The following is a 15,648-nucleotide window of genomic DNA, read 5'->3' on the forward strand; positions in this document are numbered from 1 at the left end:
TGACACCATACTCGTTTGTTATATTTTGTTTTCGTACATCTTTTTTGCTTCCGTAGCTTTGTCTAAGCGACGATGAACCAGAGACACCATTGACAAAATATCCAACGCATCAAGCTCGTCAATTTTCCAAGTAATCTTGGGAGAATGAGCCGTAGTGTTTCGGAATGTACCAAACAAACCAACTAACAAGTTTACAAAACCTTTCTGCTCACTTTTTTCACTTTCTGTTTGAAGAGTGTTTAAGGCTAAATGGGGTATATGAGGAGCATTTTTGAATGCAAACGCTTCGTTTACTAAATTAGCTCCATCTGAAGTTAACCCAGTTTTGTTCCTTATTTTATCAGCTACACTTTTTGTCGCTTCAAAAACAGCATGGAAATAATTGTCCACAAGCAGCTCTTCACGACAGTAATACAAAACGTCGGGGTGAACATTTCTAGATACCAAATGCTCTTTCAACTTGCTTGCTCTAGCTGCTGCTTCACTGATCGTAGAGGCTTTTGAAGAACTAGAAACTTTACCGTTCTCGCCTAGTAAGTACCCAGCAAAACTCAATACTTGATTCAACTTAAAGCGAGTATCATTAAACCATTCTAAGTTGTTGTAATGTTTCGATGGAGACATCGCTAGTTGTATAAAGTGAAGTACAGGATTTGCACAACCGTCCTGATCTTGTCTATTTGCAAGTGCTGAATTTAAACGCTTCCATTTAGTATTTAAGGCGTCTATATCCTCAATTTTGGCTTCGTACAACAACTTTGCAATTTCAGAGCCAGTAAACCCACGCTCCGTATCGCCAAGTATTTTACAAATAGACTCAATAGTTCCGAAGTCTAATTTCTCTAATCGTGCCATAAAACTCCAATAAAAATATAACGCCGTGCTCTGCGGAAATTTAGGAGCTCCAGCGAGTAAATTTTCCGTAGCAGCGCCTTGTTAGGGTTGCTCTTCATCTTGCTGGAATTCTATTTTTAATGGTAGTTCTGACATGGCGTAATGAACAAACTGTTGCCCAAGGCCAGTTAAGTCATACCCTTCGTTTTCATCAAAAGCAGAAACTGGCGGTTTGGGGCCGCTTCCTTTGGGTCTTCTTTGCGTTGGTTTCTGAATGAAATTTCCAAACCTGTCAACTTCCCGATGCTGACGAATAATCCCGCCAGTGCTTAAGTCTCTGATTAATAACTTATATAAATCGGCATCAGCAGAATCTTCTCGAACAGGCCCCTTACCAATTTTTCGCCAGATTTCACCGCGTGTTATTCCGTCAGAATTATAGATTGCCCCTATAACCTGAAAATGCATTTCTGAATATTGGTTGATCCAATCGATATACATACGAATTACATCATCGCTTGATACCTTTGATGCGGCTGCATTTGATAATATATTGCGGATATACACACGTTTATCTTCACTTTCAGCACCAGACCATTCACGGAATGTTTTCTTAACCAATGATTGATATTCAAGACTTGATATTCGCTCTGATATAGCTTCGTCTTGCAAATCAAGTCGAGCCATAATTTCAATTATTGTTTCTTCTTTTTCTTTGAGTTCATCTTGTAGCATGCGAACCCAGTCTTCAAAGAAACGATTAACTTTATCCTGCTCACCCTCAGACCAAGCGCCAGCGATTGCAGAAAAAACACCACCCGCGAACGGCACAGCCCCACCAACTGCTTGAAGGGCGCCGCGTGAAATTTTAGCTACCTTTCCACTCTCAGGTAATTTCTTATCTTCGTTATCTTCTTCACTCATCGATATTTCCTTGTGACCCTAACAATTTAATATACGGAAAAATTCTTTATAGTTTTCCTCAAAAATTCCGTATAGTTCGCTAATTAATTCTTATGTTCTTACATCAAGGCAATGAAAAATAAGATAAATATATAATTTCTTGGGTTCTTACCATAAGAAAAAGCCGAATATGTCACATTAGTAAAAAATTCATCTAATAATCATATGTAGTGAACTTAATTCACGATGTTGTCTGAACGAGAAAAAATCACAGACAATAATCAACTAGTGACATATTAATGTATTAGATAAATTTGGTCAAAATACATATTGAATAGCCATAATTTAACGATGACATAATCAGGTCAGGGTAACCGGAGCCTGATAGATAATCTGCTCTTCGGTGTGAAATTGCCCGGCAGAGCAGGACTGCCACCAAAGGTTCCATGCTTCATTCGGCGCCTGATTTTTCAGCAAAGCGCCCGGTTCCAGCGGACGGAAATGTTGCCCAAGCGAAATTAACTGACCATCCGTTGTCCGGTTCTTCAACATCGATAACGTCAGCTTCTCCGGATCATCCAGCCCTAAGCTTCCGACCAGTTCGTAAAAACTGTGCAGGGTATTGTGATGGAAGTTTTTTACCCGCTCACTTTTTAATGGCACGTTAATGGCTTTTGCACGGACCGGATCCTGAGTAGCAATGCCTGTCGGGCATTCGTTGGTATTGCAGTGGCGGGATTGCAGACAGCCCAGAGCAAACATCATGGTTCGGGCAGCGTTGACAGCGTTGGCTCCAACCGCAATTTTGGTCAGCAGATCAAAACTGGAAGCGGTTTTTCCGGATGCAATCAACCGGATGGAATCTCTGACACCAATTCCGATCAGAGCATTGTGGACAAAATATAATCCTTCCAGACAGGTCATGCCAAGCCGGTTGGTAAACTCAACCGGTGCTGCTCCTGTACCACCTTCGGCGCCGTCTACGGTAATAAAATCCGGAAGAATACCGGTCTCCAGCATGGCTTTACAAATACCGAGAAAATCAGCCGGATTGCCGACGCACAACTTAAATCCTACCGGCTTTCCGCCACTTAAGGTACGCAACCGGCGAACAAAACCAAGCAGGGCAACCGGTGTGGTGCATTCTGGATGAATGGCCGGCGAAACACAGTCTCTGTCCATGGGAATTCCCCGGATAGCTGCAATTTCAGGGGTGATTTTAACCTGAGGAAGGACACCTCCATGGCTGGGTTTGGCTCCCTGACTCAGTTTAATTTCAATCATTCTGACCTGTGGACGTGTGGCGATGGCTTTAAAGGCATCTTCGTCAAAACTGCCTTCGGGAGTCCGGCAGCCAAACAGGCCCGAACCGATTTGCCAGACCAGATCTCCACCATGTTTTAAGTGGTAATCACTCATACCACCTTCGCCGGTATTGTGGTAACAACCTGCTTTTTTTGCCCCTAAATTCAGCGCTTCAATGGCATTGGAACTGAGAGCACCAAAACTCATGGCAGAAATATTAAGAAACGATGCATCATAAGGTTGGGTGCATTCTTTTCCGCCGATACGAATCCGGATGTCTTTTCTGACCGTTTGCGGCGCCATCGAATGCCACAGGCTGAGATAATTTTCAGCCATTAAATCCTGCTGTGTACCAAACGCAATGGTGTCGCGTACGTTTTTAGATCTCTGATAAACCAAGGAACGCTGCTCACGGTTAAAAGGGCGTTCTTCCGTATTGTTCGCAATGAAGTATTGCTGAATTTCCACCCTGAACGACTCAAGGATGTAGCGGATGTATGCGACAACCGGATAAAGCTTATTCAGGCTGTGTTTGCTGATGGTTAAGTCGTAAATGCCGATCAGTGTATATAAGAGAGTGAAAATCAGGAAAAATAATGAGAGCAGGTTGCCAAAAACCGCATAGCAGTATAGTGACGCAATATTTCCGGCACTGGCAATCAACCAGAATACTTTTTGCATTATTGTCATAAACGCTCCTCAGTGAATGCTGCTTTACTTCTTTTTTATTGTTTAGGTGCAGACAATAAAGATAAAGCAAAGTTCGCTGTGGGGCTCGCCCGATGGCATATTTAGAAGGCAGGAATGAGATATGGCTGGTATTTTCAGAGATTATTCTACCGATAGCGATTAAGCACCGGCTATATTTCCCTTCGATTTTGTACTGGTCCTGTTCAGGCCATCATCCAGCCATTCTCGTTTATTAAAAGACAAGGTTATGTTTTGACTACCGGGAAGCGGCAAGATACAGAATCATAAATGGAGCGCCTAATCCCAGTAATGCTGCCCATGAGAAAAAATAAAGATATGCCTGTTTGAATGACATTACAATTCTCCTATTTTTTAATTGTCATATGCCATTTTAAAATAAATTTGATAATATGCAATTAAATTTGAATGCAATAAATTCATGTAGGCAGAAATGCATAAAATTTTTTACCGATGAGGTAAATGGCCGGTAGCCACCGGTGGCTCTTTCTGATGGCTACCTGTCAGTGAGTGATACCGTAGGCGCTCAGTCAGCAGCAAACCGGTTAAGTGCTTCTCCGGTCAGTCGGTATATCCGCCATTCTCCCTGTTCTTCTGCACCGATATGCTGGTAAAAATCAATGGCTGGCTGGTTCCAGTGCAATACTGACCACTCAAAACGGCCGCAGTCATTTTTGACGGCGATTGATGCCAGTGTTTTCATTAACAACTTACCGGCGCCGGTTCCCCGGTGCGAAGGGGTGACATACAGGTCTTCCAGATACAGACCGTTTTTTCCCAGCCATGTCGAGTAATTATAAAAATAGACCGCATAACCAACCGGTTCATTATTGATTTCACATATCAGCGCTTTGGCCGATGCCTTTTCACTAAACAGGCTGTCTGCTATTTCTTTTTCGGATGCTTTTACACAGTGTGACGCTTTCTCATATTCGGCCAGCTCTTTGATGAACCCTAATATCGCGTTAACGTCGTTGATGGTTGCTGGTCTTATTTTCATGTTAATACTCTCCGTTGTTCTTGAATTTAGGTAGTATATCGGTCATTGTAATATGATTTAAGTGCATTGTTTGCATGGTTTGTCTGCATCGTATTCATGATTAAACTTGAGAATCTCGATTTAAACTTAATTAAGGTTTTTTATTTCATATATAAAACCCAATCCGTTAATATTGCCGCTGAGAAACTGAATCTCAGTCAGTCGGCCTGCAGCCACAGTCTGGCCAGATTGCGTGAACGTCTGGATGATGAGTTATTTATCCGGATTAATAACCGGATGACTCCGACAGAAAGAGCGAAAGAGCTGGCTGCCGTCGTGACTCCTGCTCTGGATCTGTTGCAGGGTGGTTTGACGACATCCGTCCCTTTTAATCCTGACAGTGGTTCACATCATTTTGTTATTTCGGCGACGGATTTTATTGCCTGGTGTCTGATGCCTAAGCTAAGTGCCTGCTTAGCGAATCACTATCCCAATATTACGATCCGGCTGGTTCAGGGGGAAGAGAGAATCCCGTCGGATTTGCTTGAATCCGGTGATATTGATATTGCTCTCGGATTCGATCATGATGCGGAATATTCCAGCCAGATTGGCAACGCGGTCTGGCTGAAAGGTGAATATTGCATCGCAATGGATAGTGCCCACACAGAGCTGGCAGGGCAGGATAAACTGAATCTGGAGGCATTTTTAAAATACCCGCATATTCTGGTGACGCCCTGGAATGAAAAACAGGGCATCGTTGATGATACGCTTGCAAAACGGAACAAAAAAAGAAAAGTGGCTATTACACTCCCGAGCGTTCTGAGTGCGCCGTATTTGCTGAAAGAGACCAATTATCTGCTTGCTCTTCCGGACATATATGCCCGGACGCTGACGGAATCTCTGAACATTGTCTGTTTCAAACCGCCGATTGCGATTCCGGATTTTCAGATAAAGCTTTACTGGCATAAAATTAAAGAAAAAGACGCTAAAATCAGCTGGCTAATCAATTTATTATTGAGCCTTGCCCATGACTAACGACGCGGTGATATATGTCGGGTGAGCATTTTATTTTCGGTATATCCTGCCAACGGTCCTGAACTTTGACGTTCTGAATAGCTTCCTCAGTCTGTAGGTATCAGCGTGCTTGTGATACTCATTGTGAAAATCTATAAATACTTTTGGCTTGGGGTTGATTTTTAACCACCTTTTATGCAAAACTGAAATCGATTTCACTGTGAGTGAAATCGATTTCAGTTTGTTAAAGAGTGCGTTGCAGTGGGTTTTAAAACGCATTCTTTATCGCATTAGGGAAGATGACTATGAAGATCAAAAATATTACGGGTTCCGTAACTTTATTTGCAACACTCCTTGCCTCTCAGTTTACTTATGCTAAGACAGAAATTGTTTTCTCACATTATCTACCAAAAGACTATGTAGCGAAGATGGTGACAAAGTTTGAGAAGCAAAATCCAGATATTGATATCAACGCCATGAGCTGTGGTTTCAGAGATTGCCACGATAAATTAACAACGGCACTTGCTGTTGGTGAAGGTGCACCGGATGTTGTATCAATTAGCACGATTAAATTAGGCTCTTTTGTAAACGCAGGTGGCCTGACAGATTTATCCGTTGCTCCTTACAATATTTCTGATACCGGTTGGGTATTTGACCAATCCATGCTGACGTTATCAGAAAACAAACAAGGTGATATTTTCGGTGTTCCTTTTGATACTGGACCGGTAGTTATGGTGTATCGCAAAGATTTAGTCGATTCGGTTGGTGCAAATATCGAAGATGTGACTAAAAACTGGGATTCATTCATTGCTTTTGCTGAGCAAATCAAAAAGAAAAAAGGTGCGTATATATTGCCTGCAGCCACAAGTTTGATTAATCCATTGGTCATGGGTACAAACAGCCAGCCTGGTCAACCTGTATATCTGAAAGATGGCGAACCAAATCTGGCATCTGATGAAATTAAAGGTCTGGTTAAACTGGTGAAAGAGCTTTACGACAAAGGCTTAGTTGCAGCACTTGATGGTTCGTCAAATGACCAGAAATTTATCAAGTTGTTTCGTGAAGGGAAGCTATTCGCCGATATTGATGGCCCGTGGATAGAAGGCCGTATTCTTCAGGAATATGATCCTGAAGGTGCTAAATCTGGTTTATGGCGTGTGTCCGGTATTCCGAATAACACCAACGTAAACGCAGGCGGTACTGTGTTTGCGATACCTAAGCAAAGCCAACATAAATCAGAAGCCTGGAAATTTATTCAGTTCCTGATGCAAAAAGACAATGTTTTGGATATCGCTAAAATTGCCGGTACTCTTCCTGCTCGTATGGAAGTTTACTCCGATAAGTTTTTCGACCAGCCCAGCGACATTCTTGGTGGTCAGCACTCAATGAAATATTACACGGAAATCGTGAAAAATATTAAGCCATATTCAGCTTCTCCGGTTGATAACATTGCAAACAGTATCTTGAATGACGCGATTAAGAAAATCGTCGCGCAGAATGCTGATGTTGACAGAACTCTTGAAGCGGCGAACAAACTACTAAAACGCAGAATGCGTACGCTATAAAAAGGGACTCAGGCAGTATTGAATATTCTGTCTGAGTTTTTATCTCCACAATAGCCGAACGTATAAACCATATTAGTTTGGATAATTTATGAAATTATTTAAAGGGATGTTACATGATCATAGGGTGGCTTATATATTGCTGCTCCCTTTTTTAATTCTGTACTTAACGTTTAACGTATTTCCTATTATATTTTCAGCGTTTTTGTCATTTCATTCATGGAATCCGATTAAAGGATTATCATCAATGAAATTTATTGGCTGGGAAAATTATTATTATGCAATTACAGACGAAATATTTTGGTTGTCATTATGGAATACAATAAAAATATCCTTTATTTCAGGTGTTTGTCAGCATGTATTAGCGATTTCTCTTGCGTATTTTTTGCTAAAAGTCATAACCAAAGGATCTGAGTTTTTTAAAGCAGCAATATTCTTGCCTTATATAACATCAAGTGTTGCCGTGAGCTTAGTCGTGTTCAATGTTTTTTCTCCTTTTGGGGCAATTAATGCGGGTTTCCATTCGCTTGGTCAGGAGCTTCACCTTGATCAGTTTCTGGCGACGTTACCTATCGATTTTTTTGACGCTGAGTGGATTCGTTTAACCATTGCGAATCAGGTGACGTGGAAATTTACTGGAATCAATACAGTGATATATATGACAGGAATGGCATCTGTTTCGAAAGAGCTGTATGAAGCTATCGACTTAGATGGTGCAAACAAATGGCAGAAATTTAAGTTTATTACTGCGCCATTACTGGTTCCTTATATATTCTTTGCCACATTAATGACCCTCATTGGCAATATGCAGCTATTTGAAGAGCCGATGATGTTGACCCACGGGAATGGTGGTGTGGCAAATTCAGGTATGACCGTTTCACTGTATTTATATAAGATGGGGTGGGACTGGAGTGATATGGGAACAGCTTCTGCCATCGCATGGATTTTGTTTTTAATTATATCTGCATTTAGTGCCTTGTTCTTTTTATTTTTTGGTAAGAAAGGTATTAAGCGAGGTCTTGATTAATGAAAACTACAAATCGTTTATTTACTTCTGATCAAGGCGAGGTAGTCCCTTCACAAAAACGCAAACCAGACCCAGCTAAGGTATTAATTTACGTATTTGTTTCTGTATTAGCGTTTATATCTATATTCCCATTTTTTTGGTCTGCGCTTTTATCGACACAAGACAGTGCATCAATTATGGGTATGTCACTAAGCTTTGGCGATCAGTTTATGAATAACTATCGTGAGTTGGCTAAAGAGGTACCTTTTAACCAGGCGATGTGGAACACGTTAGTTGTGACCACTTTATCTACAGTAAACTCTGTATCGGTATCCGCAGCCGCTGGTTACGCATTTGCAATCTATCAATTCAAAGGGAAGAACTTTATTTTTTCGACCTTGATGTTGACGTTAATGGTTCCGGCAGTTGTTAACTTAGTACCTTACTTTCTGATTATAAAAGAACTCGGGCTAATTAATACCTTAGCTGCTATTTGGTTGCCTGCCGGCGTGAATATTTTTGGTGTCTTTCTGGTTCGCCAGTTTGTCGCTTCTACAATGCCGAAAGAAATTTTTGATAGCGCTCGTGTAGATGGTCTTAATGAACTGCAGATTTTTTTCCGCATCGGTCTGCCGATGATGCGCGCGCCGTTGATGACCGTTGCCATCATGGTGATTGTGGCAGCATGGAATAACTTTATGTTACCACTTATAGCCCTGCAAACACCGGATAAGCAAATTATTACACTGGTACTTCGTTCTCTAAACGGAGCAACCTCAACACCATGGAATTTGGTTATGACAGGTAGCTTCTTAGCAATGCTGCCACTGTTAATCATATTTATTCTTTTCTCTAAAAAAATGATGGAAAGCCTGACTGAAGGGGCGGTAAAGGGGTAAAAATGACAGAGTTAATTTACTCATCGGATGGTTTGGATGCTCAAAAAGAACGGCAAATTCTAATCGAACCTTGCGTTCAATCAGAACTAGATGAAAACTATGATATTAGCGGTTGTAGTGTTCGATATCAAAAGAGAGAGTTCACGGTCGATGATATACAGGACATCGGTTTTGATGTTGCGCGTAAATTCTCATTTTCTAAGCTTACTTTTTTATTTGATGATGATCTGTTTACTGATAACTCAGTTGAAGTATGGGTGAAGTGGCTCAGTTTTGGTCTGTCACTTGCCGGTTATCGCTACAAGCACAGTCAGTCTTATGCTTTACATCCAACAATAAATGTTGTTGGGTTAGAGGCGCAGAATGTTGAGCTGCAGAATGCCCATAAACGTGGTTGTACGCTTGCCATCGCTCAAACTCATTCCCGTGAATTAATGAATAAACCAGCTAATCAGCTGTACCCCGAGACTTTTGTTAAAGCTGTTGAACAATTGCAAATTCCAGACATAAAAATAAGCGCTATTGGTGGTGAGAAGCTTACCTCTATGGGATTCGGTGGAATGATGGGTGTTGCGCAAGGCAGCGAGCATGACGGCCAGTTACTGACGTTGGATTACAACCCTGAAGGGGCAACAACCTCCATCGTTTTGATCGGTAAAGGCGTGACCTTTGATTCCGGCGGTATCAGTATCAAGGGCGCTAAATTTATGAGCACCATGAAGTTTGATATGGGAGGAGCTGCGTCGGTTGTCGGGGCTTTGTATGCAATAAGCCAGGCAAAGCTACCTGTCCGGGTTATTGGTTTGTGCGGCTTGGTAGAAAATATGCCATCGGGTAAAGCGTTAAAGCCAGGTGATGTCGTTACCATGTTATCTGGAGAAAATGTCGAAATTATCTCGACTGACGCAGAAGGACGAATGGTCTTGGCGGACGTATTATATTATGCCCAGGAAACCTATAATCCTGACTATCTTCTTGATATTGCGACCTTGACTGGTGGAGTTGGTATCGCTTTAGGCAAAGGATACTCGGCTTTGATGAGCAACAGTGATGATTTTGTTGAAGTGGTGAAAAGTGCTGGTTCGGCCTGTGGTGAAAGAGTCTGGCCTATGCCGATAGGCGGTTGGTTTAACTTGCCGCTGAAAAGTGATTATGCTGATCTGCAGCATGGTAGCGAAGATCCCCATGGTAGTCCCTGCGTCGCGGCGACTTTCTTAAGCCATTTTGTGCGTGATAACCAAGCCTGGGTCCATATCGACTCTGCGGCAATGTCTCACAACATTCCCCACAGAAAAATCTATGACAAAGCGGCGACTGGTTACGGTGCGTTACTGCTTAGTGAAATTTGTCACTCTCTGTCTGTAAAAGGAGAGGTGTAATGAGTTATGTTCAATTAAAAAATATTCGTAAGGAATACCCCAACGGATTCGAAGCAATTAAAAACGCGACAGTAGACATTGATCAAGGTGAGTTTGTGATTTTACTTGGCCCATCAGGTTGTGGGAAGTCTACATTATTAAGAATGGTTGCAGGCTTAGAAGATATCTCTGATGGTGAGCTAATCATTGATAACAAGAAGATGAATGATGAACTACCAAAAGACCGTGATATTGCCATGGTGTTTCAAAGTTATGCACTTTACCCACATATGACTGTGTATGAAAACATGGCACTGGCACTGCGTATCAGAAAGATAGAGAAGCAAAAAATTGATACTATGGTGCGTAATATAGCTGATATGTTAAACCTCACGCCTTTCCTGGACAACAAGCCTGGTCAACTTTCAGGCGGACAACGGCAACGTGTAGCTTTAGGACGAGCGATTGTCCGTCGCCCTAAGGTGTTTTTGTTTGATGAGCCTTTGTCAAATCTGGATGCGAAACTTCGCAGCAAAATGCGTCAGGAAATCTCCGCACTGCATAAAGAAATTAACGCAACGATACTTTACGTGACGCACGATCAGGTTGAAGCAATGACAATGGGTGATAAGGTTGTTGTATTTAACCAGGGGGTTATTCAGCAGATCGGCTCACCGAAGGCATTGTACGAAACACCAATTAATAAGTTTGTTGCCGGGTTTATTGGTTCACCTGTGATTAATTTTATCGATGTCACTGTTGCTGTCGAAAACGGGAACGTGGTGTTAAGTATTGGCGAATCTCACCAGTTTAAATTTCCGTTATCGTTGTACCCCAACCTGGGCATCTATGCTGGTCATCAGGTTTGTCTGGGCATTCGGCCTGAAGATCTACAGATAGTTGATTTCAATTTTCAACAAGGGTTCGTCGGTGATACGACGTATGTAGAATATCTGGGCGCTGAATGTAATATTGCAATGACTCTTTCTGGAGGACAATCTTTGATGCTCAGAACCCACAATAATCAGGAAGTGGGTGGAGCCATTCGTGTGATCCCAGGTATTGAGCGACTTCACTTTTTCGATATGGATACAGAACAGCGCATATAGCGTGTTCTTACGTTACATCTTTATGGTGTTTCCAGGATAAATGGATAATAAAAAATGATTGTTCTTTCTAATTCAGAAGCGTGGCCGGGTATCCAGGATGCGGCCAATATGTTGGACTCTGGTGAAAATGGCCTGGATGCCATTATTTGTGGGATCGAGAAAGTAGAGGCAGAACCAACAGTGAGAAGTGTTGGGTTTGGCGGTTGGCCGAATCTGTTAGGAGATATGGAGTTTGACGGCGCAGTGATGGATGGTGATGATCTGCGTACGGGAGCGGTGGGTGCGGTAAAAGATCATTTTCATGTTACCCGCATCGCCCGTAAAGTTATGGAAGAGCTTAATCATGAAATCTTAGTAGGAGAAGGGGCGACAAGATTTGCATACGAAATGGGATTTGAGTGCAAAAACCCATTGATGGAAGAATCGAAAGACGTCTGGTTTAAAAAGCTTCAGGAAATCACTAACGAAGAGAATCCGGATATGTCGGGTCGTTCATTAGCCAAACTGAATACAATGATTACTGACCCGGAGAAAGTAAGAGATACAACGGTTTTTCTAACCAGAGATTGCCGTAATAGTATCTACTCAGCGACAAGTACTTCAGGGTGGGCATGGAAATATCCGGGAAGATTAGGTGATTCACCAATTGCCGGTGCTGGTTTCTATGCTGATAGTCGTTATGGGGCTGCGGCCTGTACTCATACCGGAGAGATGACAATTCGGGCGAATACTTCTTACTCAATTGTTATGGCTATGCGTCTTGGTTACTCATTGTATGAAGCTGTTGATATGGCTGTTGAAGAGTTGAAAGCATTGAAAGGCGGATTTCTTGCTGGTGTCGTCATACATGCAATTGATAAAGATGACAATTACCGTGTTGTTAACATAGGCTGCGAAGAAGAGATTAAATACTGGGTGTATAAAACAGGGATGAGATCTCCGGAGCATCTTATTGCCGAAAGAGTGTAACTGGCTTAAATGAATAAGAAAATGAACAAAGTTTTAGTTGAAGTTTGTGTTGATAGCATTGAATCTTTAAACAATGCACTCGTTGGTGGGGCTGACCGGATTGAACTCTGTAGTTCACTTCCGCTTGGCGGGGTCTCTCCGTCATATGGACTGACTCAATACGCAGTAAAGCATTCTGAAGTGCCTGTGTATGCAATGGTACGCCTAAGAAGTGGTGATTTTCTATTTACTGCTGATGAGATCGCCATGATGTGTGATGAAATACAATTCTTCCGGGAAACGGGTGTCAGTGGCATAGTTATCGGAGCTTTGACTGAAGATGCTAACGTCGATGTAAAAGCTGTTAAACGATGGGTCGACAGTGCAAAAGGTTTAGGTATCACCTTCCACCGGGCATTTGATTTGGTGAACTCTGCCAGTCCCGCCTTAGAGCAATTGATCGACCTGGGATGCGAAAGAGTCCTTACTTCCGGAGGTCGTTCTGCTGCTTTTGAAGGCATCGATAACTTAACGTCTTTAGTCGGGCAAGCTAACGGTCGAATATCGGTAATGCCTGGATGTGGTGTTAATCAACACAATGCAAAAGCCATTATTGATGCTACTGGTGCTAGAGAAATTCATCTGTCTGCTAAGATTACTCATCCCAGTAAGATGTTGACGATGAATAATAAAGTTTCGATGGGAACCAATGCGTCAAGTGATACTAATAGAGATATTACTGACATTCAGATTATTCGGAATATAGTGGCAAAGCTAAATGAAAAGTAACTCTTCCGTACCTACTTTAGAGGATGTGGCTAAGTTAGCTGGTGTGTCAAAATCAGTCGCATCCAGAGCACTATCAGGGAAAAACAGACCAATAGCCGCTGACAAAAAGGCCCGGGTAACGGAGGCTGCGGCTCAACTGGGTTATGTAGCTAATCCTTTTGCCCAAAGCTTAATTAATCAATCTACAGGGATGATCGCAATTGTTGTCAACCATATTTCAGATATCAGTGATCTGGCTCTGTTTGATCTTCTTATTCAATCGATACAAAGTATCGGGAAACAAACATTATTTGTCCGTCTGCGATCAGAGAAGGATATCGCCGATATAAAGAGAAGTCCTTTTGTTCACCGGGTTGATGCAGCACTTATCTTTTCCGATCTGATTGAGCCGGAAGAGGCTCCTCATCTTTTTTATACTGACAAAGTAATTATGCTCAATGGCAAAAAAGCAGATGCCGGACTTTCGGTGACAATCAATGAAGCACTTGGTATTGAGCAGGCAATCATCAATGCTTACGAGCGAAGTATCAAAAGAGCGGTGTTATTGTGTGGTCGAAAGACATCTATTACTGAAAAACAGCGCGTGCTCAGCTATCAGCAGTCAATGGCAAAATACGGTATAGATATTGAGCTTTTGGCCTATTGTGATTACTCATACGAGTCAGCGTTAGCATATCTCTCAAATCATACGCTTGATATCCAAAACCTAGGGATATTTTGTACTTCAGACGCGATGGCGATGGCGGCAGTTGATTATTGTAGGGAACAATATAGGGATGTGGTTGAAAGGCAAGCGATATATGGCTTTGATAATACGTTCTTTTCACAAATTAGAAGCTATTTCTTTTCGACCATCGGCTATTCTAAACAAGAATTTATTGACTTAATCATTCAATTATTGAAAACCGAAAAGTTTGAAAACGGAGAGGCAAGGCATTTATCCGTTGATTCAGAATTTTATTTTCGTTAGAAGGCGTTAGCATTTGATTTTCGGTATATCCTGCCAGCGGGTTGTGTACTGCGGAGTCAGCATGTCTCTTCTCATACTCCATTTCTGTTCGGTACCCTGAGCGGCCAGAAAAACCGTATCGTTTCCATAGCGGCCATTTAACGAATCCAGCACGGACATTAACCGGTTATCCGCAGGTGCCGGGTTGAATAAATCGAACTGTTCGTGTCGGCCATTTAGCAGGTCGATCAGACCCACGCCGATTTTGTAGTAGTGTACTCCGGGTTTAAACAGTTTTCCGGCGGCTTCGGTGGCGGCTTTGACGATCTGAATAGAATCGTCAGTCGGGTAGGGGAAATGATGAAGTATCCGGGAACTTTGTGGTCTTGCATCATAGGAAGAGTTCGATGCAAAACAGAGCATAACGCGGCATAATGAGTGCTGATTTCGTGCTTTTCTGGCTGCAATACCGGCATGTTTAGCCAGTGCCTGTTGCAATGATTCCAGTTCGGTAATACGCCGGCCGACACTCCGGGTTGAATAGATCTGTTTTTTATCGGAACGGGGGGTATCCCATCCTTTGCAGGGGATGCCGTTTAATTCCCGTATTGTCCTTTCAACTTCAATATTAAACTCTTTTTTGGCTTTTTCAGGAGAGTAACAGGCTAAGTCATAGGCATTGTTCACGCCCATGATTTTCAGGCTGGCAGACGTGCGCCGGCCGATCCCCCATACTTCGCTCACTTCCAGCTGTTTTAATATTTTCAGGTATTGCCGTTCTTTTTCGATGACGTATACACCGTGGTGTTGCTGATTTTTTTTGGCAATATGGCTGGCTACTTTTGCCAGTGTTAGCGTTGGTCCGATACCGACACAAACGGCCAGCCGGCATTCTTTCCATACGGTTTGCCGTAATGTTAAGCCATGTGTGAGTAAGTTTTGAATGGCAGGGAAACAGCGATGGAAGGAAAGAAAAGATTCGTCAATAGAATAGATATGCTGGTCTGGAGCAAAGCGTCCGATGACATCCATCATTTTCGCAGATAAGTCCGAGTAAAGCTCATAGTTTGAAGAAAGTGCGATAACGCCTTTAAGATCGCACATTTCTTTTACTTCGAAGTAGGGTTTAAATTTAGGGATGCCGGCTTCTTTTGCCTGACGGTTAGCCGCTACCACTATCCCGTCATTGTTTGATAATACGATAACGGGTTTACCGCGCCAGTCAGGCCGGAATACCTGTTCGGCACCGCAATAAAAGGAATTTGCATCAACGAGAGCAAACATC

General features: G+C 42.4%; 14 protein-coding genes. 9 read left to right on the top strand and 5 right to left on the bottom strand.

Going from position 1 to position 15,648, the window contains the following annotated elements; translation table 11 throughout:
• Positions 1–18: 18 nt before the first annotated feature.
• The 4 genes from LRQ06_RS20420 to LRQ06_RS20435 all read right to left on the bottom strand — a co-directional run bounded on the left by LRQ06_RS20420 (position 19) and on the right by LRQ06_RS20435 (position 4,750).
• Positions 19–855 (bottom strand): TIGR02391 family protein, encoded by an 837-nt coding sequence (locus LRQ06_RS20420; RefSeq protein WP_232768874.1) that lies wholly within the window; start codon positions 853–855, stop codon positions 19–21.
• A gap of 81 nt (positions 856–936) precedes the next feature.
• Complete coding sequence (locus tag LRQ06_RS20425) at positions 937–1,758, bottom strand: hypothetical protein (RefSeq protein WP_232768875.1); 822 nt, start codon at positions 1,756–1,758, stop codon at positions 937–939.
• A gap of 339 nt (positions 1,759–2,097) precedes the next feature.
• Entirely contained in the window at positions 2,098–3,732 is a 1,635-nt protein-coding gene (locus LRQ06_RS20430; protein ID WP_232768876.1) for an FMN-binding glutamate synthase family protein, read from the bottom strand.
• A 544-nt stretch (positions 3,733–4,276) separates the two neighbouring features.
• Positions 4,277–4,750, bottom strand: a complete 474-nt coding sequence (locus LRQ06_RS20435) for a GNAT family N-acetyltransferase (RefSeq protein ID WP_232768877.1) — start codon at positions 4,748–4,750, stop codon at positions 4,277–4,279.
• 96 nt (positions 4,751–4,846) lie between these two features.
• Between LRQ06_RS20435 and LRQ06_RS20440 the strand changes: the two genes are divergently transcribed.
• The 9 genes from LRQ06_RS20440 (at position 4,847) to LRQ06_RS20480 (ending at position 14,384) form a co-directional block, all read left to right on the top strand.
• A complete protein-coding gene (locus LRQ06_RS20440) occupies positions 4,847–5,764 on the top strand; it encodes a LysR substrate-binding domain-containing protein (protein WP_232768878.1) in 918 nt (305 codons plus the stop codon).
• A gap of 284 nt (positions 5,765–6,048) precedes the next feature.
• Entirely contained in the window at positions 6,049–7,308 is a 1,260-nt protein-coding gene (locus LRQ06_RS20445; protein ID WP_232768879.1) for an ABC transporter substrate-binding protein, read from the top strand.
• Positions 7,309–7,552: 244 nt separating this feature from the next.
• Positions 7,553–8,332, top strand: a complete 780-nt coding sequence (locus tag LRQ06_RS20450; protein WP_232768880.1) for a carbohydrate ABC transporter permease — start codon at positions 7,553–7,555, stop codon at positions 8,330–8,332.
• Positions 8,332–9,210 (top strand): carbohydrate ABC transporter permease, encoded by an 879-nt coding sequence (locus tag LRQ06_RS20455; RefSeq protein ID WP_232768881.1) that lies wholly within the window; start codon positions 8,332–8,334, stop codon positions 9,208–9,210. The genes LRQ06_RS20450 and LRQ06_RS20455 overlap by 1 nt, the downstream gene beginning before the upstream one ends.
• Positions 9,211–9,212: 2 nt before the next feature.
• Entirely contained in the window at positions 9,213–10,589 is a 1,377-nt protein-coding gene (locus tag LRQ06_RS20460) for a M17 family metallopeptidase (RefSeq protein ID WP_232768882.1), read from the top strand.
• Entirely contained in the window at positions 10,589–11,677 is a 1,089-nt protein-coding gene (locus LRQ06_RS20465) for an ABC transporter ATP-binding protein (protein ID WP_232768883.1), read from the top strand. Before LRQ06_RS20460 ends, LRQ06_RS20465 begins: the two co-directional genes overlap by 1 nt.
• Before the next feature lie 54 nt (positions 11,678–11,731).
• Entirely contained in the window at positions 11,732–12,646 is a 915-nt protein-coding gene (locus LRQ06_RS20470) for a glycosylasparaginase (protein WP_232768884.1), read from the top strand.
• A gap of 21 nt (positions 12,647–12,667) precedes the next feature.
• Positions 12,668–13,414, top strand: a complete 747-nt coding sequence (locus LRQ06_RS20475) for a copper homeostasis protein CutC (protein ID WP_232768885.1) — start codon at positions 12,668–12,670, stop codon at positions 13,412–13,414.
• Positions 13,404–14,384: a LacI family DNA-binding transcriptional regulator gene (locus LRQ06_RS20480; RefSeq protein WP_232768886.1), complete on the top strand. Its 981-nt coding sequence runs from the start codon at positions 13,404–13,406 to the stop codon at positions 14,382–14,384. The genes LRQ06_RS20475 and LRQ06_RS20480 overlap by 11 nt, the downstream gene beginning before the upstream one ends.
• Before the next feature lie 6 nt (positions 14,385–14,390).
• On the opposite strand, the gene LRQ06_RS20485 is transcribed toward LRQ06_RS20480, so the two are convergent.
• Positions 14,391–15,647 (bottom strand): Y-family DNA polymerase, encoded by a 1,257-nt coding sequence (locus tag LRQ06_RS20485; RefSeq protein WP_232769028.1) that lies wholly within the window; start codon positions 15,645–15,647, stop codon positions 14,391–14,393.
• Between the last annotated feature and the right edge of the window lies 1 nt (position 15,648).

Source organism: Vibrio salinus (genome assembly GCF_021272385.1).
GTDB lineage: Bacteria > Pseudomonadota > Gammaproteobacteria > Enterobacterales > Vibrionaceae > Vibrio > Vibrio salinus.

Excerpts from the sequence above, each read along its gene's own strand:
- LRQ06_RS20420 (WP_232768874.1), bottom strand. The coding sequence starts at position 855 with ATGGCACGATTAGAGAAATTAGACTTCGGAACTATTGAGTCTATTTGT.
- LRQ06_RS20425 (WP_232768875.1), bottom strand. The coding sequence starts at position 1,758 with ATGAGTGAAGAAGATAACGAAGATAAGAAATTACCTGAGAGTGGAAAG.
- LRQ06_RS20430 (WP_232768876.1), bottom strand. The coding sequence starts at position 3,732 with ATGACAATAATGCAAAAAGTATTCTGGTTGATTGCCAGTGCCGGAAAT.
- LRQ06_RS20435 (WP_232768877.1), bottom strand. The coding sequence starts at position 4,750 with ATGAAAATAAGACCAGCAACCATCAACGACGTTAACGCGATATTAGGG.
- LRQ06_RS20440 (WP_232768878.1), top strand. The coding sequence starts at position 4,847 with ATGATTAAACTTGAGAATCTCGATTTAAACTTAATTAAGGTTTTTTAT.
- LRQ06_RS20445 (WP_232768879.1), top strand. The coding sequence starts at position 6,049 with ATGAAGATCAAAAATATTACGGGTTCCGTAACTTTATTTGCAACACTC.
- LRQ06_RS20450 (WP_232768880.1), top strand. The coding sequence starts at position 7,553 with ATGAAATTTATTGGCTGGGAAAATTATTATTATGCAATTACAGACGAA.
- LRQ06_RS20455 (WP_232768881.1), top strand. The coding sequence starts at position 8,332 with ATGAAAACTACAAATCGTTTATTTACTTCTGATCAAGGCGAGGTAGTC.
- LRQ06_RS20460 (WP_232768882.1), top strand. The coding sequence starts at position 9,213 with ATGACAGAGTTAATTTACTCATCGGATGGTTTGGATGCTCAAAAAGAA.
- LRQ06_RS20465 (WP_232768883.1), top strand. The coding sequence starts at position 10,589 with ATGAGTTATGTTCAATTAAAAAATATTCGTAAGGAATACCCCAACGGA.
- LRQ06_RS20470 (WP_232768884.1), top strand. The coding sequence starts at position 11,732 with ATGATTGTTCTTTCTAATTCAGAAGCGTGGCCGGGTATCCAGGATGCG.
- LRQ06_RS20475 (WP_232768885.1), top strand. The coding sequence starts at position 12,668 with ATGAACAAAGTTTTAGTTGAAGTTTGTGTTGATAGCATTGAATCTTTA.
- LRQ06_RS20480 (WP_232768886.1), top strand. The coding sequence starts at position 13,404 with ATGAAAAGTAACTCTTCCGTACCTACTTTAGAGGATGTGGCTAAGTTA.
- LRQ06_RS20485 (WP_232769028.1), bottom strand. The coding sequence starts at position 15,647 with ATGTTTGCTCTCGTTGATGCAAATTCCTTTTATTGCGGTGCCGAACAG.